Origin of the sequence: Vibrio sp. V38_P2S17PM301, from assembly GCF_009904845.1 — a bacterium.
Taxonomy (GTDB): Bacteria; Pseudomonadota; Gammaproteobacteria; order Enterobacterales; family Vibrionaceae; genus Vibrio; species Vibrio proteolyticus.
Window position 1 is genome coordinate 1 of the sequence record NZ_WXWO01000078.1, and the last position, 22511, is coordinate 22511.

The 22511-nt window shown below is 47.0% G+C and carries 28 protein-coding genes and 1 pseudogene; 23 read left to right on the forward strand and 6 right to left on the reverse strand.

The window, feature by feature from the left end; all coding sequences use genetic code 11:
* Positions 1-390: 390 nt before the first annotated feature.
* Both CAG64_RS17010 and CAG64_RS17015 read left to right on the forward strand, forming a co-directional pair.
* Positions 391-813 (forward strand): annotated as a pseudogene (locus tag CAG64_RS17010) (aromatic amino acid transport family protein); the annotation flags it as partial.
* Between the two features lie 287 nt (positions 814-1100).
* Positions 1101-1310 (forward strand): hypothetical protein, encoded by a 210-nt coding sequence (locus CAG64_RS17015; protein ID WP_021706787.1) that lies wholly within the window; start codon positions 1101-1103, stop codon positions 1308-1310.
* A 163-nt stretch (positions 1311-1473) separates the two neighbouring features.
* Here CAG64_RS17015 and CAG64_RS17020 read toward each other — a convergent pair whose 3' ends face one another.
* The gene (locus tag CAG64_RS17020) at positions 1474-2442 is read right to left on the reverse strand and encodes a phage integrase (RefSeq protein ID WP_161488435.1); all 969 of its coding nucleotides are present in this window, start codon (positions 2440-2442) and stop codon (positions 1474-1476) included.
* Positions 2443-2728: 286 nt separating this feature from the next.
* Between CAG64_RS17020 and CAG64_RS17025 the strand changes: the two genes are divergently transcribed.
* Together CAG64_RS17025 and CAG64_RS17030 are read left to right on the forward strand one after the other, a co-directional pair.
* On the forward strand, positions 2729-4267 hold the full coding sequence (locus CAG64_RS17025) for a ParB N-terminal domain-containing protein (RefSeq protein WP_161488436.1): 1539 nt from the start codon (positions 2729-2731) through the stop codon (positions 4265-4267).
* Entirely contained in the window at positions 4267-5154 is an 888-nt protein-coding gene (locus CAG64_RS17030) for a DNA adenine methylase (RefSeq protein WP_161488437.1), read from the forward strand. The genes CAG64_RS17025 and CAG64_RS17030 overlap by 1 nt, the downstream gene beginning before the upstream one ends.
* A gap of 24 nt (positions 5155-5178) precedes the next feature.
* Here CAG64_RS17030 and CAG64_RS17035 read toward each other — a convergent pair whose 3' ends face one another.
* Entirely contained in the window at positions 5179-6696 is a 1518-nt protein-coding gene (locus tag CAG64_RS17035) for an AAA family ATPase (RefSeq protein WP_337247459.1), read from the reverse strand.
* Positions 6697-6802: 106 nt separating this feature from the next.
* The gene (locus CAG64_RS17040) at positions 6803-7528 is read right to left on the reverse strand and encodes a helix-turn-helix domain-containing protein (RefSeq protein ID WP_161488439.1); all 726 of its coding nucleotides are present in this window, start codon (positions 7526-7528) and stop codon (positions 6803-6805) included.
* 130 nt (positions 7529-7658) lie between these two features.
* Between CAG64_RS17040 and CAG64_RS17045 the strand changes: the two genes are divergently transcribed.
* From CAG64_RS17045 to CAG64_RS17075, 8 genes are read left to right on the forward strand one after another with little or no spacing between them, the layout of a single operon-like run.
* Positions 7659-8117, forward strand: coding sequence for a helix-turn-helix domain-containing protein (locus tag CAG64_RS17045; RefSeq protein ID WP_161488440.1), 459 nt, complete (start codon positions 7659-7661; stop codon positions 8115-8117).
* Positions 8118-8174: 57 nt separating this feature from the next.
* Positions 8175-8723, forward strand: a complete 549-nt coding sequence (locus CAG64_RS17050) for a phage regulatory CII family protein (protein WP_161488441.1) — start codon at positions 8175-8177, stop codon at positions 8721-8723.
* Positions 8724-8735: 12 nt separating this feature from the next.
* Positions 8736-8948: a hypothetical protein gene (locus tag CAG64_RS17055; RefSeq protein ID WP_161488442.1), complete on the forward strand. Its 213-nt coding sequence runs from the start codon at positions 8736-8738 to the stop codon at positions 8946-8948.
* Entirely contained in the window at positions 8948-9175 is a 228-nt protein-coding gene (locus tag CAG64_RS17060; protein WP_161488443.1) for a hypothetical protein, read from the forward strand. The genes CAG64_RS17055 and CAG64_RS17060 overlap by 1 nt, the downstream gene beginning before the upstream one ends.
* Positions 9172-9465 carry a hypothetical protein gene (locus tag CAG64_RS17065; protein WP_161488444.1) on the forward strand — a complete coding sequence of 98 codons (294 nt, stop codon included), beginning with the start codon at positions 9172-9174 and terminating at the stop codon, positions 9463-9465. The genes CAG64_RS17060 and CAG64_RS17065 overlap by 4 nt, the downstream gene beginning before the upstream one ends.
* Before the next feature lie 9 nt (positions 9466-9474).
* Entirely contained in the window at positions 9475-9795 is a 321-nt protein-coding gene (locus CAG64_RS23690) for a hypothetical protein (protein WP_202601004.1), read from the forward strand.
* A gap of 49 nt (positions 9796-9844) precedes the next feature.
* On the forward strand, positions 9845-11698 hold the full coding sequence (locus CAG64_RS17070) for a replication endonuclease (protein WP_161488460.1): 1854 nt from the start codon (positions 9845-9847) through the stop codon (positions 11696-11698).
* Positions 11699-11748: 50 nt separating this feature from the next.
* Complete coding sequence (locus CAG64_RS17075; protein WP_161488461.1) at positions 11749-11994, forward strand: ogr/Delta-like zinc finger family protein; 246 nt, start codon at positions 11749-11751, stop codon at positions 11992-11994.
* Between the two features lie 115 nt (positions 11995-12109).
* Here the strand turns inward: CAG64_RS17075 and CAG64_RS17080 are convergent, their stop codons facing one another.
* Positions 12110-12604: a hypothetical protein gene (locus CAG64_RS17080; protein ID WP_161488445.1), complete on the reverse strand. Its 495-nt coding sequence runs from the start codon at positions 12602-12604 to the stop codon at positions 12110-12112.
* Positions 12605-13049: 445 nt separating this feature from the next.
* Between CAG64_RS17080 and CAG64_RS17085 the strand changes: the two genes are divergently transcribed.
* The 11 genes from CAG64_RS17085 (at position 13050) to CAG64_RS17135 (ending at position 21104) form a co-directional block, all read left to right on the forward strand.
* The gene (locus CAG64_RS17085; protein ID WP_161488446.1) at positions 13050-14237 is read left to right on the forward strand and encodes a DNA circularization N-terminal domain-containing protein; all 1188 of its coding nucleotides are present in this window, start codon (positions 13050-13052) and stop codon (positions 14235-14237) included.
* Positions 14237-15175 carry a phage tail protein gene (locus CAG64_RS17090; RefSeq protein ID WP_161488447.1) on the forward strand — a complete coding sequence of 313 codons (939 nt, stop codon included), beginning with the start codon at positions 14237-14239 and terminating at the stop codon, positions 15173-15175. Before CAG64_RS17085 ends, CAG64_RS17090 begins: the two co-directional genes overlap by 1 nt.
* Positions 15168-15743 (forward strand): phage baseplate assembly protein V, encoded by a 576-nt coding sequence (locus CAG64_RS17095; protein ID WP_161488448.1) that lies wholly within the window; start codon positions 15168-15170, stop codon positions 15741-15743. The genes CAG64_RS17090 and CAG64_RS17095 overlap by 8 nt, the downstream gene beginning before the upstream one ends.
* The gene (locus tag CAG64_RS17100) at positions 15740-16126 is read left to right on the forward strand and encodes a phage GP46 family protein (protein WP_161488449.1); all 387 of its coding nucleotides are present in this window, start codon (positions 15740-15742) and stop codon (positions 16124-16126) included. The genes CAG64_RS17095 and CAG64_RS17100 overlap by 4 nt, the downstream gene beginning before the upstream one ends.
* Positions 16123-17178 (forward strand): baseplate J/gp47 family protein, encoded by a 1056-nt coding sequence (locus tag CAG64_RS17105; protein WP_161488450.1) that lies wholly within the window; start codon positions 16123-16125, stop codon positions 17176-17178. The genes CAG64_RS17100 and CAG64_RS17105 overlap by 4 nt, the downstream gene beginning before the upstream one ends.
* Complete coding sequence (locus CAG64_RS17110; RefSeq protein ID WP_161488451.1) at positions 17160-17639, forward strand: hypothetical protein; 480 nt, start codon at positions 17160-17162, stop codon at positions 17637-17639. Before CAG64_RS17105 ends, CAG64_RS17110 begins: the two co-directional genes overlap by 19 nt.
* Positions 17636-18724 (forward strand): phage tail-collar fiber domain-containing protein, encoded by a 1089-nt coding sequence (locus CAG64_RS17115; RefSeq protein WP_161488452.1) that lies wholly within the window; start codon positions 17636-17638, stop codon positions 18722-18724. The genes CAG64_RS17110 and CAG64_RS17115 overlap by 4 nt, the downstream gene beginning before the upstream one ends.
* Complete coding sequence (locus CAG64_RS17120; RefSeq protein ID WP_161488453.1) at positions 18724-19653, forward strand: hypothetical protein; 930 nt, start codon at positions 18724-18726, stop codon at positions 19651-19653. Before CAG64_RS17115 ends, CAG64_RS17120 begins: the two co-directional genes overlap by 1 nt.
* A 144-nt stretch (positions 19654-19797) precedes the next feature.
* Positions 19798-20037, forward strand: coding sequence for a hypothetical protein (locus CAG64_RS17125; RefSeq protein WP_161488454.1), 240 nt, complete (start codon positions 19798-19800; stop codon positions 20035-20037).
* Positions 20037-20576, forward strand: coding sequence for a lysozyme (locus tag CAG64_RS17130; RefSeq protein WP_161488455.1), 540 nt, complete (start codon positions 20037-20039; stop codon positions 20574-20576). Before CAG64_RS17125 ends, CAG64_RS17130 begins: the two co-directional genes overlap by 1 nt.
* A 12-nt stretch (positions 20577-20588) precedes the next feature.
* Positions 20589-21104 (forward strand): hypothetical protein, encoded by a 516-nt coding sequence (locus CAG64_RS17135; RefSeq protein ID WP_161488456.1) that lies wholly within the window; start codon positions 20589-20591, stop codon positions 21102-21104.
* A 6-nt stretch (positions 21105-21110) separates the two neighbouring features.
* On the opposite strand, the gene CAG64_RS17140 is transcribed toward CAG64_RS17135, so the two are convergent.
* Positions 21111-21827, reverse strand: a complete 717-nt coding sequence (locus tag CAG64_RS17140; RefSeq protein ID WP_161488457.1) for a phytanoyl-CoA dioxygenase family protein — start codon at positions 21825-21827, stop codon at positions 21111-21113.
* Between the two features lies 1 nt (position 21828).
* Positions 21829-22511, reverse strand: a 683-nt coding sequence (locus tag CAG64_RS17145; protein ID WP_161489340.1) for a phytanoyl-CoA dioxygenase family protein, incomplete at its 5' end; no start/stop codon positions are given.

The following is a 22511-nucleotide window of genomic DNA, read 5'->3' on the forward strand; positions in this document are numbered from 1 at the left end:
ACATGATATTTACAATTCCATCGCGTGTGCGCTAAGCTCTTTTCGTCCCCCATTGGGACCCCCTTTCAATTCTTAATTAACTCTTGCAGTTGCCAGACCACAAGACGTTTTTATCAAATTGAAAGGGGTTATATAACTAACTTATAGCTGTAAGCTTTACGGAACCCCCAGCCTAGCTGGGGGTTTTCTCTATACAACCAAAAGCCAGTTTGATGACTGGCTTTTTTGTTTTCACGCGTTTGATAAAAATGAAAGCTGCGGTCAGAATCGGACCCAAACGGCACAATTCACTCCCTACTTCCGGACATATTTTGTTACTCTTGCCGCCCCCGATTCACACCCTGTCGAATCGCTCACCTAACTGCCCTCAAGAAGACATTCGATTTGACTATGAAATTGGTCGGCAGCGCTTTAATTCTGTCAGGAACTGCCTTAGGCGCCGGTATGCTGGCTATTCCAATGGTGCTGGCTCAATTTGGCTTCGTCGTTAGCCTGATACTAATGCTGACCATATTTGCCGGTACCACCTATGCGTCCCTACTGCTGGCCGAAGACTGCACCAAAACCCGCGACAACAGCGGAATGAGCAGCGTGGCCTATCTGACGCTGGGCCGCAAAGGCCAACACATGATCAATACCCTGTTCTACCTGTTGTTGGTGTACATGCTGATCGCCTACACCATTGGCATTGGTGACCTGCTGCACAAGCTGTTGCTGAACCTGGAAATCCAGCTGTCGCCTCAGCTTTGTTACAGTGCTTTCAGCCTGGTGATGGGTGCCATCGTGGTGTCTGGCAAAGCGTACGCCGACAAACCAGCCCGGCTTTGAACACCTGGCCCGCTTCGGGAACGTACACTGCGGAAGGCGGCAAACCAGCGCTGATTGCCACGGGTTTGTTCGGCGCCCTGATCTTCATTTCCTGGTTTATTCAGTAACACCTAAAGCCAACCCTTCGTGGTTGGCGGTGTTTTTTTGCTCAGAGACACGTGAGCCGATTCGCGATTTTGTTATCCCGCACGGCGTTTTCATTAGGAATGCCATTGCATAACCAAAGCGAGGCACATATCCTTTGCGGGTTCAAAATTTTCAGGAATCCGGTCATGCCCTTAATCCCTTGTCCCGTCTGTGAAAAGCAGATTTCGAAACGTGCACATACCTGCCCAGGTTGTGGTGAGCCCGACCCGTTGCACCACCTGGCCAAAAGTAAGTTGCTGTCCTTTATCGTCTGGACCGCACTGGTCGTTGCCGCTGGTTACGTCGCCTGGGTGTATGTATTACCGATGTTGATCGAATACGCCAAGCAACAGTAATCAGCTGTCAACCAATAGCAAAAACCCGCCGATGGCGGGTTTTTCACCCCCACCCTATACAGTTAACACCAGAATCCACAAGGCTTACAGACATAATAAATCATGCTCTTATACATCCATGTATAGTCTATGTGGTCAATTTGTGGATCATTTTCAGTCTATTTTAGAGGATGTTTAATGGGTTAAATTTGACCGCGTCTTGCAGGTAATCCGGAGAGAAATGTGCGTAGGTCATCGTTTGTTGTATCGTCGCGTGGCCGAGTATTTTCTGGAGCGTGAGAATATTGCCGCCGTTCATAATAAAGTGGCTGGCGAACGTATGGCGAAGAACGTGGGCGGCCTGTCCTTTGGGTAATTCGAAATTACACTGTTTGAGCTGTGCGTAGAACTCGGCGTAACAATCTTTGAATAGTCGACCAGACTTACCCGTAACTATTTCATCTTGCAGTTCCTGGCTGATCGGCACGGTGCGGTCTTTACCGTTCTTAGTATCGAGGAAGGTCACTTTGCAATGGTTAACGGTACTACCCTTTAACTCCTCCGCTTCGCCCCATCTTGCCCCGGTGGCTAAACAGAGCTTGGCAACCTTGTAGCTATCGCCAGAAAGCACGCTGAGTAAGTGATTCATTTCATCAACCGATAGGAACGCCATTTCGCGTGTTTTGGGTACTTTCAGCTTAAAGCCAATTATCGGGTGTGAGTTATGATATTCCTGTACAGCGATGAGCACAGTAAACACGTTGCTCAAGCAGTTCATTTTGCGGTTGAAGGTGGTCATCGCCCGACCTTTGTTGAGTTGGGACATTCTATAGTTTGCAAGCAGTTTGTGGGTGATCTGATGTGCTTTGGGAAAGCCGAGTTCTTTATCGACCAGCTTCACTTCCTTCAGGTAGGCTTCGGCAGTTTTCTTCGATTGCCCTTCATACTTCCACCACAATTCAATCAACTCACTGAGCGATCGACGATCAGTAGGTTTTTCTAGCCAATCCTTGTCATGAGCTGTAGCAAGTACATACTTCTCATATTGGGTGGCCTCATACTTAGTATCGAACTGGCGGCGGTAACGTTTACCTTTTCGGCCTTGCGGCCGTATGTCGACCAACCACTTTTTACCCTCTTTCTTGATACTCATAATCTGCTCACTCAACAAAATGAGCGGGCATAATACATAAATACTGTATACAAATACAGTACACAACTAACATAGAAATGTACATTGATGAATAATTGTGGCGATTACACAAAATTGATCATATCCAAAGGCACACCGCTTTTGGAAGCTCTCTGAAAATACACAAATTATATTGCGCAACGTCAAATTTATCTTATTTCGGCGCTTTGTTTGGTACTAAATGATTAACAACTCCATGCGCACCAAATAGTATATAAATACAAAAAACATGTAGGTTATGTATTTTATGTCTGATATCAAAGAGCATTGGTGGTCCAAGCGCACTCCACGATCCGTCGATTACTTGAAACTATGGAAAGAAAACCCTCGGTTCGATACTGCAGAAAGCCAGTCGAGAATCAGCGATACGGATTTCGCAGAAGAAATCATTGCTGAGCAGTCTGATAAAAAAAGCTTCTATGAGTTAGTTACTTCTATTGTCCGATTTGGATTCATGGATTTTGAACCAATTGTTGTTTGGAAAAATGAGCAAGATAGATACATAGTTGCTGAAGGAAATCGTCGGATATTAGCACTCAAGCTTTTACGCAACCCACACAAAGCGCCAAAGTCGATTCGCAGTTTTATGCTTCAACAATCAAAGCTCATTGACAGAGATTCTATTGAGAAAGTGCAGGTTTGTGTCGCACCAAGCGAAGAAGATACTCATTGGTATGTATTACAACGCCACTCTACAAGTTCAATCCAAAAGCCGTGGCAGCGTCTTCAACAGCAACGTTTTATAGTTAGCTTGTACGACGAGTACAATCATGAAATTGAGCAAGTAAAAGAGGTCACTGGCTTTAGTCGCTCTGAAATAGTATCAGCACTACGATATGTCCACTTGAGAGATCTCGCTACGCGTGATGAAGTCCTACAGTTAATGACTGAGGAAGAAAAAGATTTGATCTCCAGTCACCGTATTTCAATGACTATTCTAGAACGTTGGTTCTCAAACGAAGAAGTACGGGCTCGTTGGGGTATTCAGTTTGATGATATGAACATTAAGATTACATCAAATGAAGATAGCTTCTTACGAGCATATGGACAATTCCTTAAGCTGATGTTTAACATTGCTCCGAACGATTTAAACTTCATCGTCAATACGCGTTCGATTCCAGAACGAAATCAAGAGATTTTTGACGTATTGCCTGAAGTAACATTCCCTGAACAAGCTCATGAGCAGGATCTCACCAAACAAGGGCAGAAAGTTAATCAACAGAAAGATGGTGAACCCACCAGTAATGCCAGTAATCCCTCGGAAAGCACGCAATCCGACACACAGAATTCCAACCCAGAGAATAATCTCCAGATTGAACCAATTCCTCACAGTAATAATCGCTCTAGATTGGTCTTGGGATACCAACAAATCAGTGTCAAAAGTCCTAAACTAAATAGCCTCTTCCGTGAACTAAAAGTAGTGCCAATCAAGCGTTACGTGCATGTATCATCAATATCTTTGAGAACGTTTTTAGACCTCGCAGTGGACGATTTCATTCAACGTAAAAAGCTTACCCATGCTATGGCCACGAAGCTGGGTAAAGATTATACTCATACCATATTGCAGCAACGCTTAAAGTTTCTTTCTAATGACCACATCTCGTGTACTCAAGCCAATAAGGTTATTAGCAAGCTCTTACAACCTAGCAATGAACATAGCCTTGACACTTTAAACAGCTTTGTTCATGGGCATGAGACACACAAAATTGATCATAGATTTTTGAACGGATTTTGGGATATGCTTGCGCCTTTATTGAAGGTCCTAGTCGATTTGAAGGATAGGTAATGTTTTACTCTCCATTGAGATACCCTGGTGGTAAGTCAAAGCTAACGGCATATGTCGTAGAAACGCTAAAGCTCAACAACCTCGAAGGTGGCACCTATGTGGAACCATTCGCTGGGGGTTGCGCCATCGCGTGGTATCTCCTACTGGAAGGACATGTTCGTAAAGTTTGGATTAATGATCTTGACCCTGCTATCCATGCATTTTGGTACTGCGTACTAAACAAAACAGACGCTTTATGCCAACTAATTCAAGACACACCTGTAACCATCGAAGAGTGGCACAAACAAAAGTCAATCTATGAGAGTAAGAACGACGACCTGCTAAAGTTGGGCTTTGCTACATTTTTCCTAAACAGAACAAATCGCTCGGGCATAATCAAAGCTGGTGTGATTGGTGGATTGGAGCAAACGGGAAATTATTTGTTAGATTGTAGATATCAAAAAGATACTCTAATTGAAAAGATTGTAGCCATTGCAGCGCGTAAAGCAGATATTGTTCTAACAAATTTAGATGCAGCTGCGTTCATAGATGAGTATGTATCTCAAATCGATGACCGCTGTTTAGTGAATATTGATCCGCCATACTATGTAAAAGGCAAAGGTCTCTATCAAAACTTTTTTGAGCATGATGACCATTACAGGCTATTCCGTAGTGTTAGAGATATATCCCACCCATGGATTGTGACGTATGATGATACTCCTGAAATCTGCGGGATCTATGCTGAATTTGAGCCTCAATCATTTGATTTAACATATACAGCTCAAACCAAACGAAAAGGTTCAGAAGTAATAATCCACGGGCCTATGACACAGAAAGTCTTTTTAAAACCCGATACCAGTTTCGCACAACTTCGCAAGTTGCAAAATCTAGGTTATCCCGCCAAATGAAAAAGCCCTCTACAGAGGGCTTTTTCATTTCATATTTTCATATAACAAGCCAAACTGTTCTATAAACAACTCAGCTTCATCTTTTAATATTTCCAAAAGGTAATTATAAGCACTTCGACCTTGCGGTCCCCAAGCTCCTGAGCCAACTTGTTCTTTGTACCATTCCTTAGCAACCTCTCGAGGTTTTTTACCATTTCGACCATTCTTAATATCGGTGTATCTGTAGGTACTAAAACACACTTGCTTATTGTAATCTGGATTTTTTTCGCTCCAGAAAGGGGAATAGTCCGAAAGTTCTTTTAAGAAATCTGCCAGTAAACCTTCTGGGCTAAGCTTTCCAGGCAAACAGATATAATTCTTAAGTTTACGTAGCTTAGCATTTCCTCTTACATCACCATCTAGCACGACAATCGAATTTGGATACGAAAAAGACGGCACCCTTTTCTCACCTAATTGGATTAGATTACCACACCCCAAAGCAACATCTGGAAAATTCAGTCCTGTAAACTTACGCTTTAGTATGGCTTTTACAAAGTGGGTACACTCCTCGTCTTCAGTAAAAACCGTGACAGTAGCTTGAGACTTTTTAGTGCTCCTCATGGAGGCCTTCAAATTATATAATACACTAGAATAATCTGGAGACTCTTCTACCTCAATTTTTGAATCTTTTTTCTTTAGATATGCACAACTAAATTGATCATGTCTCCCGCGTTTAGACTTAAGATCATACAATTTCTCAATCATTGGTAGAGAGTGAGTTGTCGCTATTATCTGAATATTGGTTGCCTTACAAAACCCGCTTATTAACTCTAAGAGTTTCACCTGCGAGCCAGGGTAAAGGGTCGCATCAATCTCATCTATCGCAAGAATTCCTCCCCTATAGTCATTAGGATATTCTACCTTCAATCTCATGAATGAAATTATTGCTAAAAGAATTTTACCCACATTATCTTGACCAGCGGAATTTGATTCCCAGTCATAGTGAGCAGTACTAACGCCAAGTGTAGTTTTCATGCTACCAGATAAATAATCTACGGATTTCAACTCATCATCAGCTAATAGAATACGATTGTAATTATCTTCAAACCAATCTTTTTCATGATCAGTTAATGTAATCTTTCCCTCTTTTTGCGCGTCAGATTCGCCAAGTGGAATTACTCTCTTTAAACTAAGATAAATCACTGGTAATTGAACATAACCACTACCCTTTTTTCGAGTGCCCTTTTGCCAAAATCGAATCCCCCCTATTGGGTTTCGTGGAATGCTCTCTACAGTAAACTTACCGGCATCATCTATATCTTGGTGTAGATCTTTGTTATGAAAAAAGAGGGTCCACTCATGTAATCCAGCCTTGTCTTTTGCTGAAGAAAGTCGAAACTTTTCAGCAAACAGTGAACGATAGCTATCTCCAGAAAGAGGCTTCTCTTTTCGAAATGGATGACCTACAGGAATAGAAAAAGTCTGAGATAACAATCCTAACAGCGTTGTTTTCTGTGTCCCATTTTGTCCCGCAATAAGAGTTAGATGAGCTCCTAAGTTCACACTAACTCCGCTGAATCCACGGAACTTTTCAACATATATACTTTTAATAATCATTTTCAAGCCAACATATAGCAAAAAGCCCTCCACAATCGTGGAAGGCTAAATATCAAAAAATCTTCTTAAACACTGGAGCTACCGCTTTACCGATAATCTTAAAATTGCGCCCGTTCTTGTGGTTGATCTCGAATGGTTCGTAGGTCGAGTTGTCTGAAATCACCTGGTAAATCCCTTTCGGAATGTTCCATTTCAAACGTTTGACATACACCGCATCGTCAATACGAATCACGTATACCCCATCCGTTACCGGGTGTTGTAGTTCTCTGGTATCGACCAGCAGCCTGTCTTTATGGCTGAGGGTTGGTTCCATTGAATTACCATCAACGTAGATGATTGCCGCGCTACTTTGGGCAAGACCAAACTCCGCCAGTAAGCTATTCGGTATGATAAGTGTCTCGATTTGATATTCACTGAAAACCAGTGATCCCGCCCCTGCTGCTGCATGAACGTCAAACACGGGTAACTCGCACCAATTCTTCACTTCTGTCATTGGCACGATCTTCGAAACATTGCTTGGTTCTGGCGCCACATCTTCGGTTGGTGCTTCCAGTGCCATCAGCGCTTTTGCCTCTTCAGGGTCCGTGACGTACTTCTCAATTAGCTGTTTTTTAACTTCAACAGGAAAATTGGAAATATGGTACTCAAACGCCCGACTCGCGCCTGGCGCTCGTCGTCTTAACCAGTTGTTTCTTTTGGCTTTTTGAGAGACACCGACAACACCGTTCGCCATCCCATTTAAACCAGCTAGTTCAGCTACTAAATACCACTCACGCATATTTCACACACAAAACAGTTGATATGCATATTTCAAAGTCATAATATGCATACGAAATACAAATACACACAGCAATGTCGAGCAAACAATCTATGTGTGTATTTATGTACAAATATGTATGGAAGATACCATGACCCCGCTAATTACGCTAGATATGCCGTACCTACCAATCGAAGAGTATGCGCGACGTCAACATATTGATTTGGTTGAGTCGGAGCAGCTGATTGAGGCCGGCAAGCTACCCATGAAGGCCGCGACTCGCTGCGAGAAGAAGCGCTTCGTCAATATGGTCGCCCTTTCACGCATGCGTTTGTGTAAAGAGTTCAAAAACCAACCTGACCTATTGGAGAAGCTAAATATGCACGTTTCAATTCAACCCGATTCCCCGATACTCCCAACCTGTGAACTGGCCCGCCGTTGGGGTGTGTCTGAAAACTCGATTCGCAACATGATTCGCGAAGGAAAACTGCCTGTGATTGAGCGCGATGGCGCCAAGGGTAAGCACTACGTCAACATGGGCGCGCTGTGGCAACACGCCATCGAAGACTCTGGAAAACCAGAAAACGACTTCTTTTATCATTCGTTTTAAGTAAGCAGTAAATGCGACTGTGAGCCCATTTCACTTGCGACAAGTTGAGTATCAAACATGGACGCTAAACCATCAATGTGCGAGTTCTTGAACGACGCACAACAATCGTTTGACCAAGCGTGTGTTGCGTTCTCTCAGAACAACAATATGTCTGAGATAGCGAACGAAATTGGACTACCGGCGAACGTGCTACGCAACATGCTCAATCCTGAGCAACCAAGGTTACTTACACCGCCGATTCTCGCAGCGATAACGAAATCAAGCCAAGACTACACCATTGTGAATACGCTTAATCGCTATCTTGAGATGGTGACTGCGCCAATCTCTGTTAATGCAAGTGATTCAACAAAACAAACCTTCTTAAAACGTGTGCTTGAGAACTCTCTCACAGCAGGTGACTTATCACGCATGGCTTTAGACCATGGTGATAAAACACGCCTGTCCAACTCCGCACGAAACCGAATTATCGATAAAGCACAAGCTGGAATCAGCAACCTAGTGCTTTTGATATCTGACCTAGAAAACCGTACTAGTGGTATGAGCCCCTTCCTAAGCATGGGTGTGGACTTTATTGCCAACGGTGCGCCTGTTCCTGGTCTTGCTTAATAGGACTCTCTCATGAAAAACCAAACTATCCGGATCCATCTATCCAATATTGATGAAGCACTTCATTTGCAAAACCTAGCCACACGCAATGTGGAGAAATACAAAAAGAATCACATCGAAGGGCAAGAGCACTTACAAAGCGCTTTGGTTCGTATGTGGCGTGATGTTCACAACCAAGCCGGTCAGGCAGTCAATGAATACCTCATCCTCCAGGAGCAGCAGTAATGCAATATGTTGCGATACGTTTATTTGGCGATGGCGCGATGAAGCGCCACAAATTCACACTTGAACCCGAAACAACCTCCTTAGGTGAGTTTGACTCTATGGCTGAAGCCATTGAGCAAGCTTGTGAACAACTGAGTTGTAATCATGTCCGTCATGGAATTCTCAGTGAAGGTGAAGGCCTTGGCGGCTTCATGGTTGTCGATACTCAGGAGCTAACGTCAATATGAAAACAACCTTGCTGTATGACTCAGAAGTTGGAGTCAGTGCCGAAGAGTTCTGCGCTATCGCACGAGACCTCAATAGCGTCATTCATCACCCACCCTGCACATTTATAAAAACTGACAAGGGGGGACAGTTTTTGGGTTGGTCTTTATCCGTGGCCAGTCACATACATGGCGAAGTGGTCTATCTGGTTGCGAAAGGTCGCGCTCTCCAGCTCTTCCCCTCACTGAATGAAGTTGTGACGTTCCTGAGCAATGAAGGTGTTCATACCTTCAACGTTAGCTCGGCTATTTAAGGTGATGGTATGACTAAAGATATTGAGTATCAGAAAGCAGTATCTATCTATCGCGAGGATGGCCAATATGCCATTACAGCATCCTCACCTTGCCATAAGCCTGGGAATGCGATGGCAGGAATGAAGTCGCCAGATCCCAATAAAATCAAACGCTCTCTCTACTTGTTGGACAAATTGCGTGAAAAACACGGCCTAGCAAAACGTACCGAACCCGAAGCGAAGCCCGAACAGCCTCTACCAAAAAGTTGGCGAGACAAGATAGCCATCAAGGCGAACCAACTCCCCAAGCGCAAAGTAAGCAGAAGCATCAGTGAAAGCACAGAACATTAATCTTAACAATCCATTAAATCGGCTCCCGAGCAATATTCACCGGGAGCTGATGACTTACTTGGATAACCAAAAAAACTACAGCCAGGTTTCCCATTTCGATTTTGATCAAAAATCATGGGTTTACAAAAGCGAACAACCCCCCAGAGAAAAAGTGTTTGAATTTGCCTCGATTACTGCCAACAAATTGAAACTGCCTTTCGACATTCGCAGTTACATCGATAAAGCTGCAGCGAGTCGGTTAAGAAAGTATGGGTTTAAACGCGCTCTAGAGTTTATTGAAAAACGTAGCAGTGCTGTTGCCTCTGCCTTTGCAGTTATGCCTGAAACATGGTGGAAAGTAGACAATGAAATCAAGCGAGCTAAGTTAGCCGTTGAGATGGCAGGCCGCTGCGGTAATCGCGTTCGCCTTGCAGCAGACAAAGGTCTGTCACCGATCGAGACTCTTGAGTTTATTAATGAGTTCACTGGTGCATCTTTGTGGCTACCTCAGTTCACTTATGTAGAAGATGATACACAGGCATTTTCTGCGATCGTACGTTTGATGGATGAAGGGTTTTGGCGAAGGGCGATCGGACGAATCGTTGTGGCTGTTTTTGAAAATGCTCGCCGCGCTGCAGGCATGGTTTCACCGCACAGTTCACCTTACGCTTCTATCTCTGCCTGCGAGTGGCTAACCATACGTCAAGACCGCCAGCGAGAGTGGATAGAATTGATGGCCATAGAGTCAGACAATGGTGACATCATTGACTTGCAAACGGTGATCGACTCTTCTCAAAGCAACCCAGCCAACCGACGTCACGAACTTATGACCCGTATTGCCGGCTGTCAGGAATATGCAGAGAGTAACGATCATGTCGCTATTTTTATTACGATGACCTCCCCTAGCCGCTTTCACCGATTAAGACAGCATGGCAAATACTGGGTTGAAAACCAACATTTTGACGGCAGTACCCCGAAAGATGCACATGCCTGGTTAAGCAAAGGATGGGAGCTCTTTAGAGCCTGGGCCGATTACCGTGAATTGACTTACTACGGTATGCGAGTCGTAGAGCCTCATCAGGATGGCACTCCCCACTGGCACGGAGTGTTCTTCATGCCGCTCGAACAAATCAAAACTTTCATCTCTGGCCTGCAACTCTACCAGTTCAGAGAAAGCAAAGATCTGTATTTTGAAGATGGAACGCCAAAAACTAAAGCGATGAAAGCACGTTTCGATGCCAAATTCATTGATAAGTCAGACGGCGGTGCTGTGGCCTACTTGGCAAAATACATTTCTAAAAATGTCGATGGTCACGCGTTGGAAGGTTTAACCGATACAGATAACCGGCGAGCCAAACTGCAGGACACCGTAAAGAACGTGACCGCCTGGTCGCGTACCTTTTGCTTTCGACAGTTTCAATTCCAACGCACACCACCAGTAACCATTTGGCGTGAGTTACGCCGAATCGATGAAGAACAAGAATTCTGCCTATTTGAAAAAGCACGACGCGCTGCTGATAACGGTTTTTTCTCAGCCTATATGGATTACATGGGTGGCCATCGTCTGAGTGCCTCTATGCGGCCCATCAAGCTACTGAAAAAGGAGCGGGAGAATAAATACGGTGAGATTGTCACTTCAACAGACGGCGTTGAAGGTTCCGGCTTAACGGTATTAACCCGTGAGACAGAATGGAAGTTGATCAAAAAAGCCTCCGACTTATCGGAGGCTTCTGAAGGGAGCGGGAGCGACCGACCTTGGTCCAGTGGCAATAACTGTAGAATTCCACTCAAAAGCCAAAAAATCATCGATCACTTTTTCTTAGAAATGGAACTGAACCGTTCAGATCCCAACTGGGAAGCGTTTGTTAATGACGAGGCTCCACCTCCCCCACTCATTTCCAATTTAGATCTACGCTCAACTTAGGTTGAGTGATGAATCCGTCTACTTATACAAGGAGATTGTTGATGTCATATATGCCTTGCCCAACATGTGGGTGTAAGTCACGTGTTGTTACATCACAAGCCATGAGTGATAACACTCGAAAACGGTACAGACAGTGTCTCAATTATAATTGCGCCGAGAGGTTTCACACATTAGAAACAGTATCAGGAATCGTTACCACCGTTGGAGTTCCCCCCGATCCAAAACTTCAACCCGAGTTATGCAAGGGCGATTTCAACCAGATTGACATATTTTCAGTGGAACAATTAAGTGAATAAGCAGGATACTTGAGCTTTAGAAAACACCCCGAACATTAGTTCAAGGCATAAAGATTGCTTACATGATGTGTACAATTCAACTGCGTAAACTTCGAATTAACAATGCTGTTAGTGACTACTGGCCAAAATTATCCAGCTTTACAACACATACGCTATTACCTTGAGATTGAGGGCCACTCAACACTGTCATAAGTAAGTTTTCATCATTGTTTTGCCAAGTACAAATTGGAGCGAGATACAATGTACCACCTTTATCTACATCTTGAGGTGGTTCGAAGACAACGTGTCCACCCAATGCATTTTGTCCATTCGGGCAACGATCTCCTGTTACACTTATCTGAGGTCTATAATTTTCATTATTAGCACACGCAGCACTCCACACTGCAATCCAGCTCTTTCCATTAATTTTGGGATCCCATGATGTTCCAATAGCATTCATAAAATTCATTCCTGCAGGCCAAGTTACCGTTCCTCCATAGGTAGACTTGACGCCCACTGCCATTTCTTCCAGCTTCTGATCTGACTTGTTAGACACATTTGAGCTACTACAACCTACAAGTACTACTAAAAGACACCCAAGTGTTAATTTGAGCTTTCCTTTCATATTCATTTTAAATTTCTCCACGTTGAGAAGTTAAGTTGCTTTTAAAATACAACACTTTGTCCAACTGGATATCAGCTTCAAGAATTGCTATTTGAGGTTCGTAAAAACCCAACCAGTATGCACCTAAACTCTTATAAATCTGAGTATAGGAGAGGACTTAAATTTGTCCTGCTTGCCATTAAAGAAGTGACAGAAGAAGGCGCACAAAAACGATCTTCAATGATCTCTAAATCATCAATCTAAAACAGCCCCCGATGCCCTTTCCACGGGGGCTGTGCTTCAATATCCCTACCGAAATGAAATGCGCCTTTGATTGCGCAAAATTACCGTGTTGAATTTTAGTGCGGAGGGAGGGGTGAGTCCGAACGGCGCTCCCGCGCCTGTCTCCGTACCAAATTTCTGCACGCTGACCAAAACACCGTTTAATGAGTCATCATGAGGTTATTGCAGGATGTGGGAACGACAATATGAGCACGGGCGATGGAATGGGCATACGCTCAATATCCTCTCTACGGCCATTGATGGTGGTCAGCGCCTGCACATCAGCGACATTCCTTACGCCGACCTGCCACACATCAAAGTGATGGGCAGTAAAGCCCGCAGCCTGAATGTGGAGGCCGTCTTTGTTGGCCCGGCTTCTCTGGCAGAGGCAAATGCCTTAATCGAGAGCCTGGAGACTTCACCGGAAGGGGAACTGGAGCACCCGTGGCTGGGCGAGCTGCCGCTCGTCTTCGACACCTTCTCACAAAGCATCAGCACCAAACGTGGCCTGGTCACACTGAGTTTGTCGTTTGTCCGCTCTGGCATCACGCCGACAATCACCACACCCGCGTTAGTTCACGCCAAAGAGCAAGCCACGATTGTCGAGAATCTGTCAGGGCAGGCTTTCAGCCAGGATGTCAAAAACATGGATGTATCTCTGATCAATCAGACTCAGCAACGCTTTAGTGAGGCAATCCATGTCCTGGTCGACATCACCAACCGGCTCAACCTGGCCGATGACACGCTGCAGACCATCAACCATGCCATCAATGAAGCGTTTTCTATGGTGAGCAGTTTGAGTCACGCTCCGGATAAGTTTGCCGCGCGCTTCACTGCGGCGGTGGATGCGGTTGCCCGAGGCGTTCAGTCTGAACCAACTTCTGCCAGTGAAGCCGTGGACAACGCACGTACCGCGCAGGCGTTGCTGCTCAAGCAAGTCAAGCCGGACACCACCACTGCTTACTACAACGTGCAGATGGTCACTGGTGCTATCAAAGTCAGTAAAGATCTCAACACATTGGAAAAAGACGCGGCCTTTGATGTGACTGACAGCAACAAACAACCGGCCATCATTCAGAGTGACCTGGCGGCATTAGTCTCCGGTGTGGACGATCGCATTGAGGAAGTCACTCAGGTGTCGACGAAAGAAAGTCTGGCGCTGTTTGATGCGTTGGTGGTGTTAAAGGCCCACGTGCAAAAGCAACACGACAAAGTATCAAAAGGCCGCCGGCCTCACCGCCTGGTGGCGACCCCCAAATATCGCCCTGCACTGGCGCTGGCTCACGACGAGTACACCCGTGAAAACATCATCACCGCCATCAATGCGCTGCAACACCCGCTCTTTCTGCGTGGCGATATTGCTGTGAGGGACGTTTGATGCAAAAGCTGGAACTGTTTGTGAATGGAACGCCGTATCCGTTTTATCAGGCCGACCTGAGCTACTCCGTGGAGCAGCTGGCGCACACCTTCAGCTGCAAGATCCCACCGATGAACATACGCAGTGCTCTGCCGGTCGAGTTCCGACTGAATGACACGCTCATTCTTTCTGGTCAGATTGATCAGGTGGACAGCGCGACCGCGACCCGTTCGCACGACATCACCATCACCGGACGTTCTAAAAGTGCCAACATGATTGATTCGCGCATCACCATGGACGCTCTGTATGAGCAGAATGTGGAGAAACTGCTGCGCTCGCTGGCCAGGCCTTTTGGTCTCAATGTGATCAGTCGGGTTACCTCCATGCCGCTCATCCCGGAATTCCAGATTAACGCGGAATCACCGGTCGAGAACGTCGCGCAAATCATTCGCGAGCAGGGACTGATGCTCATTGAGCGAAACGGCACGTTGACCATTGAAAACACCGCGCACGCCACACTGCAGGGGATTGGCTTATCGGTGGGTGAAAACGTGGAAAGTCTGGATATCTCTCGTACTTTCAACAAACGGTTTCATCATGTCGAAGTTCAGGGCGCCTGGGACGACGCCAATGCGGTGATCACACAACCGGCCATCAACCCGGCACGCACCATGGTGATCATTTGCGACCAGCTACAAAGCGCCGAAGCCTGTCTGTCACGGGCAACGTACGAGCGGGACTTATCGATAGCCCGGAGTCTCAACGTGTCAACCACCATCGCCGATGTTTTTCAGGTGCTGGCCATTGACGGTCTGAACCGGGTTATTCAGGTGAAAGACGCAGATCAACACTTTAATGAAATGCTGGTCATTAAAGCGTTGAGCCTGTCGGTGTCCGAAAGCTCAGCCAGTACCCATATTGAGCTTTGCCGGCCATTCAGGGAGCAAAGCCATGCCTGATGGGATCATGCAAAGACTGATGGCCCGGATAAAGAATGCCATCGGTACGGGCATCGTGACCGGCGCGACCACCGGGATGCTGCAGATTAAAACTGCCACGGGCCGAACCAATGACCGGATTAAACGGATACACAACTATGGCTTTATGAGCCGCCCGCTGGTCGGCGCCAAAACGTACAACCTGTTTATCGGGGGCGTCACAGCGCGGGGCTTTACGGTCAATGTGGAAGACGAGCGCTATCAGATAGCACTGCAGCCCGGTGAAGTCGCCATGCTGGACGACAAAGGCAACCTGGTTCATTTCACTCAGAGCGGCATCAAGATTGAATCCATGGCCCGGCTGGAAGTGGTGTCAGCCAGTGAAACCCACATCACCGCAACACAAGTGACGGTGAACGCGGAAGCGTCGACCTTTTCAGGCAATGTCGATATTGGTGGCGATCTGGCGGTCGCCGGCCGCGTGGGTGGTCAGTCCGGTACGTTCGGCGGCGTCAATGTTGAGAAGCACGATCACGATTATGACGATAACGGTGCCACCAAAAGAACCAAAAAGCCCAACGCAGTATGAACCATTTCAAACTCAGTGCGTTAACCGCACCCATCAGCTCGAAAACCGGCATGACTCATGCGGTACTGCAGAGCATCTATAACCATGCGGAGTCGACGCAAAACGATCGGGCACGTATTGGTTTGAATGAGCGTGGTGGTGTCTGGTACCAGGAATGGGTCACGTTGAGCGGCTCACGGGACTGGACACTCAAACGTGAAAAGCTGACGGCGCAAACCGTCAGTCTGGCCAGGCGTTTCTATGAAGAAGCATTGCAATGGCTGGTCGATGACGGTTACGCCAACACCATTGAAGTGAGCGTCTGGATAAACGCCCCCACCCAGATGGGCCGCCACGTCATCATCACCTTGACCGACGGAGAAAAATTTAAGGTTTCCCTATGAGCACACAACGAAGTTTGCAAGCACTGGTTGACCGGGCGCACGCGACACTGATTGCAAAGACCGGACAAAACAACCCGGCCATCAAAGCGCTTGCCTGTGCGATTGCGGGCATGAGTTACGGCCAATACGGCTACCAGGATATGCTCTTTCGCGAGCTGCACCCGGAAACCTGCACCGAAGCCTGGTTGTATCTGCATGCCAACCGGCACAGCACGCCAAGATTGCTCCCCACCTTTGCGAGAGGCACCGTGATGTTTGAGCAGCTCGGTGGTGTAGTGGTGATCCCGAAAGGCACGATGCTCACCAGTCTGGCCGGCCATGAATATGAAACCACCCAAGAGCAATACAGTGATGAGCCTGTCAATGTGGTGGCGTTGGTGTCCGGTGTCGACAGCAACCTGCCGGCCGGCAGTACATTAAAGCTCACCGAAGGGTTAAGCGGGATAAACCCCAATACGATACACAGTCAGGGCGTGGAAGGTGGCGCGGACATTGAAGCGCTCGAGCACTGGCGACGCCGGGTGGTGGTCGCTTTTGAGAAAGACATGCTGATTGGCCGGGCGCCCGATTACCAGATATGGGCCATTTCTTCGCACTCAGACGTCGATTATGCCTGGACTCAGGATAACTCCCCTGAGCGGGGCATGGTGGAAGTGTTTATCGGTACCCGGCAAAACGATCCCGCAGTAAGCCAGGAAGTGCTCAGCCTGGTGCAAACGAATTTTGAGAACAACCGGCTGGCCGGCTGTCATCCGGTGGCGAAGTTACCGGTACAGGTACCTCTGAATATTGAGATCCAGGGTATTGAGGACACGCATATCCGCGCGGATGTGGTGACGGCCCTCCAGGGACTCATCAAAAACAAAATGGGAAAAGTGACCAAAGTGGATCAGGACACCCGGCTACCCGAGTCAATCACACCCACGGAAATCGTCCTGACCATTTCCGAGATCACCAACAACTTTATTGTTCGCCACCCGATTGATGAAGTGGTCATTACAAAAAATCAAATCCATGTATTAGGAGCCGTCACATGGACACCACCGAATTAGTCCCCAAGTACAGCTCAGGGGATTTTACACAGGCGTTTCGCGCATTATTACCCAAAGGCGAATACTGGCAGGACACAGAGAGCCCGGAGCTTCAAAACACCATTGAAGCGATGGCCATCGACTTTAAAGCGACGCATGACGACATCGAATTGTCATTACTGACGAAGTTTGACGAGGCGTTGTTTGGCTGGAAGCTGTCTGATTATCAAAACTTGCTCGACAGAACAACGGGGGAAGGCGGCGGCCGGGTTTTTGACGACATTAAGACGCCGAACCTGATTTATGCCTCTGTTGATGACAACCATCGGGCGGTGTGTGTCAAAGCGTGGAAAGTCTTTGAAGAGCAGCGTTTACCCCACACGGAAATCACATGGACGTATCAATCAAAGGTTGATTATTGTCACCAAATCGCGAGTTGCCGACACATTAGAAATCGACATAAATATGAGGTCACACAATGAGCTTACTGATCACTGATGCCGGTATCGCCGCCTCTGTGCGAGCGGGCGATCTTGGAATCTGCTATAAGATTGCCGAAATCAGTATCGGCACCGAAGGCTATACGCCTGTGGCCAGCCAGACGGCACTGCGCAATGAAGTGCTGCGAAAGGCCATCACCCGTGGCGACGTCGTGGGACCGGGTCAGCTCCATTTTGAGACGATGTGGGATGGTAAGGAAGAGTTTGAAGGCAAGGAGTTAGGGTACTGGCTCGATGACGGCACCCTGTTTGCCGTGGACAGCCGCGACGGTGAGGTGATTACGTATAAGCGAAAAGACACCGTGGTCACCGAAGCGTGCGAGCTCAATCTGGCGGCGTCAACCATTGAACACATCAGTGTCGGGATGACAGGAACGCCTACCGCCACTGAGGAGCGTGAAGGGATCGCCCGGATTGCGACCACCTCACAAGTCGAGCAAGGTGTGGATGATTCTGCGTTTCTGACCGTGAAAAAACTGGTCTACGCCCTTGGGGTGCCTCACGTCATTGACAAACTCGTGACGCATCTCTGGTTAAAACTCGCGGCAAAAATCTTTCCGGTCGGGGCGGCGATCCCCTGGTTTACGGATGTGGCGCCAGATGGCTTTGCCATAATGAAAAATCAGGCGTTTGACAAAGTGGCGAACCCAGAATTGGCGAAAGTGTTTCCAAGCGGCATTATTCCGGACATGCGCGGCTGCGGTGTTATCGGGAAGCAGGAAGGGGAAACGGTGGGTGTGTATGAAGAAGGCCAGGTGAAAAAGCATGGTCACCCGGGCTCCAGTGTGACTTCCACCAATCTGGGGACAAAGAATTCAAACACCACGGGCAATCACGCGCATCCATATACGGTGAATGGCATGTCTGGCGCGCTCTATGGCGGGAGTCATAATGCTGGTTTTAGCAATCCATCAGGCAGTTACACCAACACAACGGCATACTCAGGCAACCACTATCACTCGACCGCCATTGGGTCTCATGCCCACAGCGTCGTCATTGCCTTGTATGGCGCACTCAAAAACACGATTGATCACCGCAAAGTTAACTGGATAGTGAGGCTGGCATAATGACGTCATTTTTTCATCGCTCTCAATTTGTGAACGTATCACGCATTACACAAGACGGATGGTGGCTGGAAAATACCACAGAGCACGTGGTCAAAGGAACGGCGCTGAGCACGGATTTTACCCGGAATATCTACACACCCTCCCGTGAAGGGATGATTGCCCGATATGATCGTGACCACGATACCTGGTCTGAAGAGCACGAAGACCGAACCTGGCAACGTTACTTTGATGAAACGGGGAATCCGTTCATTATCGGAGAGCCAGATGGTGAGTACCCGGCGTGGGCCATTACAGAGCATCCGCCAGAATATGACCCCCATACTCAAACGGTCCTTTATCGCGATGGCGCATGGAAAGTGTATGACATCCTTATCGGCACACCCTACTTCAATGAGCAGGGTGTGCAATTGTTGGTGTCAGACTACCACTTTGAGCTTCCTGAAAAACACAGCTTTGACGCGCCGCCAACGCCCAGAGACGGATATGGGGTGAAGCTCGTTGATGGTACCTGGATTGAGCTGATTGACCACACGGGCAAAATCGCGTACTCAAAGGACAGAGATAGCGGCAACGATTACGAAGTGGGCACGCCAGGACCGTTGCCAAATACTCACACGCTTAAAGTGCCGCAGACATTCGACACCTGGATGAATGACATCGATGGGTGGCAGTACGATATCAAGCGCCATGCACCGATTAAAACCGAGGAAGAGATCGCGTGGCGGGACGCTGAACTGGTGAAAGTACTGAACCGAATAGACCAGTACGAGAAAGACCAGCGTTACCCAACGACGCTGAGGACATCGCCGATCCAAACCCAAGCGCAATTCACCCTGCTATTGCGCGACCGCAAGGCACTCAGTGATTACCCGGAGTCCGATGGCTTTCCGTTCTCTGAGCGGCCGCCGCTTTCCGGACTCGCTCACTGACCGACAAACCCAGCCTCTGTGCCGGGTTTTCTTTTTATCCGGCTCTATATCGCTTTCGTAGAAACGCATTGAGTACGCTTTCAAACCCATCCCGATAGACTGGTTCTGTGGGGGCATCAAACACGAACGATAAGAGAACATCGAATGAATGATATGGGAGTTAAAGCACTGGTTGTGTCGCTATTGGATGCCGCCGGACTTAAAAAAATCGCTACCTCCGTCAGTGCCACTCTGCTCAGTTTTGGGGTGAATGACATGGCGCAGCTGATTGCGGTCTCGGTCGGTATCGTATCCGGCATTATGGCCATCAAGCACTATGCGGTCGCGATTCAGCTCAACCGCGCCAAACTGGCCAAACTGAACCAGCACAAGGATGTGTCCTGATGAGCATCAAGACCCGGGCGACTCAGGCTGCAGTGTGCTCGGTCGCCTCCGTGGTGGCCATTGTCTTCAATATGGATCCCGGGCTCAGCGTCAGTGAAAACGGGTTGCGTCATATTGCCAATGAGGAAGGATGTCGTCTCAAAGCGTATCAGTGCAGTGCCAATGTCTGGACGGCCGGACTCGGGCATACCCAAAACATCACACCCCATACCCGGCTTACTCTCCATCAAGCCGCAGACTACTTCGTGAAGGATGTGTCTGAAGCCGAACGCGTGGTGAAAAGCCACATCACGCAGCGTCCGAATCAGGGAGAGTACGACATGATGGTGAGCTTCGTCTTCCATCTGGGCGCTGGCAACTTTGTACGCTCGACATTGCTCAGAAAATTCAACCAGGGCGATCGCCCGGGTGCGTGTAACGAGTATCCAAGGTGGGTGTACGTCAACAAGAAAGACTGCCGGCTGGAAGAAAATCGTTGCGCCGGTATTCCAAAGCGCCGCGCGAAAGAGCGCGATGTGTGTCTGAATGGCTGGTCGTAGGAGCGCTTATACATGTTAACGCCTTATCTCCGCTTTCTGAAAGTCGTCGGCGTGCTCAGTGCATTTGGGCTGGTTGCCTGGTTGTCCTATGACTACGGCGTCAAAAGTACGCAAGTGTCTGCTCAAAAAATGCAGGATGCGCTCTATGACAAAATGGAAAAGAAACAAGATGAAGCCTATGTCCTGGCCGTCAAACTCGCCATGCAAAAGCCGGCCGTGGCCATCCAATACCGAACCATTGAAAAAGAGGTGATCAAGTATGCTCAGAAAAATAATGATAAGCAGTGTGTGGTTAATGATGCTGACTGGCTGCGCCTCCGGGCCGACGCAGTGCGAGCGCATAATCGAGCGATCGGTCTTCAGCACCCCGCCCCCATTTCTGATGGTGCCGCCCAAACCGCTGGACGTGCAACCGGATATGAACGAGATGCCGAGATCCTTGCCGAGGACGTAAACAACTTAAAAAGCTGCGCAGAGAATGCAAAACAATTATTGCAGCTTCAAATGTGGATAAAATCTCAAATGTGATTATTTTTAGAAAGATGAAACTAACTGCTCACTTGTAATTTCTGATTCACACTTCCCTCTAACCAACATCGCCCAAGGCCACTTTTGTTCACACAATATATCTACATCTCCTGCAATATACTTTATGACAAATCCTCTTCGCCAATTATTAGATAGGTTTTCATCGGAACCATGCAAGATATTAGGATGATGAAGAGAGATGTCACCCGCAGCTAACTCAAGCGCGACCTCCTGACTTGTATCAAAAGGAAGAGTCTTAATCTTCCTTTTTAAGTATGGATCATTATCAACAGGTTCAAGCTCTAAATAATCGGCAAGATGAGTTCCTGGAACTACCTTCAGACATCCATTTTTTTTATCAGAGTTATCTAAGGCGATCCAGACTGTTACCATATTATTATGAGATAATTCGTAATAAGCACCATCTTGATGCCAAGAAACCTTCTTCCCAACTTTAGGAGGTTTAACCCAATAGTGACTGCCTATATGTACTATGTTTGGACCCAGTACATTTTCGACAACATCCAAAATTTTAGGATGAGATATTATATCCAATACTGACTTGTCATCATCGAACAGCCAGAAATTCCAGTCTTGTGGAGGAGTATCGTTGTGACGCTTCATCGTTGCCTCAAAGTGACGATGAAAATTTGATAGCTCTTCAGCATCAAATAGTTCTCTCACTATAGCAAACCCGTTTTGGTCAAAATTTTTTATATCCACATCATACTCCTTCGAGAATATACTGATTATCGACACCTTCGACTACTTCACCTCTAAGTAAATAACAACAATCCCAGTCCTTCCCATAAAGTTCTTTCCAAGTTATCTGAGTGGAAGTGCTTATATATCGAATTGCCAATGACATTCGCCACTCGTCAGAGATATTTTTATATGATGAATGCTTTAGGTTTGGGTGAATGATAACAAGATCACCCACTTCAGTATTCAAATCTATTGATGTATCTTCATTGACTAATTCTTGATCCATTACACGTTTTAATACGCAAGACTCATCATCTGACTCTTTAATCTGGCTAAGTTGATGCCGATGAGAACCAGGAACTACTCTCAACCCACCGTTACGTGAGTGAGATTCTGTCATTCCGACCCAAACAGTACACAACTCTACTGGTCGTAATGGGTAATAAGCTCCATCTTGATGCCATGGAACTTCGCGCCCTTCTCTAGGCTTTTTTACAAAAAAACGAGAGTAAAAATGAGCTATATTCTTACCTAGAAAAACTTCTACTATATCAAGAATATCCTTACGGCCAATAAACTGTCTCCATACACTACTAGATTGTAGAATATGAGAAGAAACCTCATCTTCTTTCAAATTATCATTCTGATCTAGTATAATAAAGTATTCTTTGACTAGTTTTTCTATGTCACCATTTGGAATGG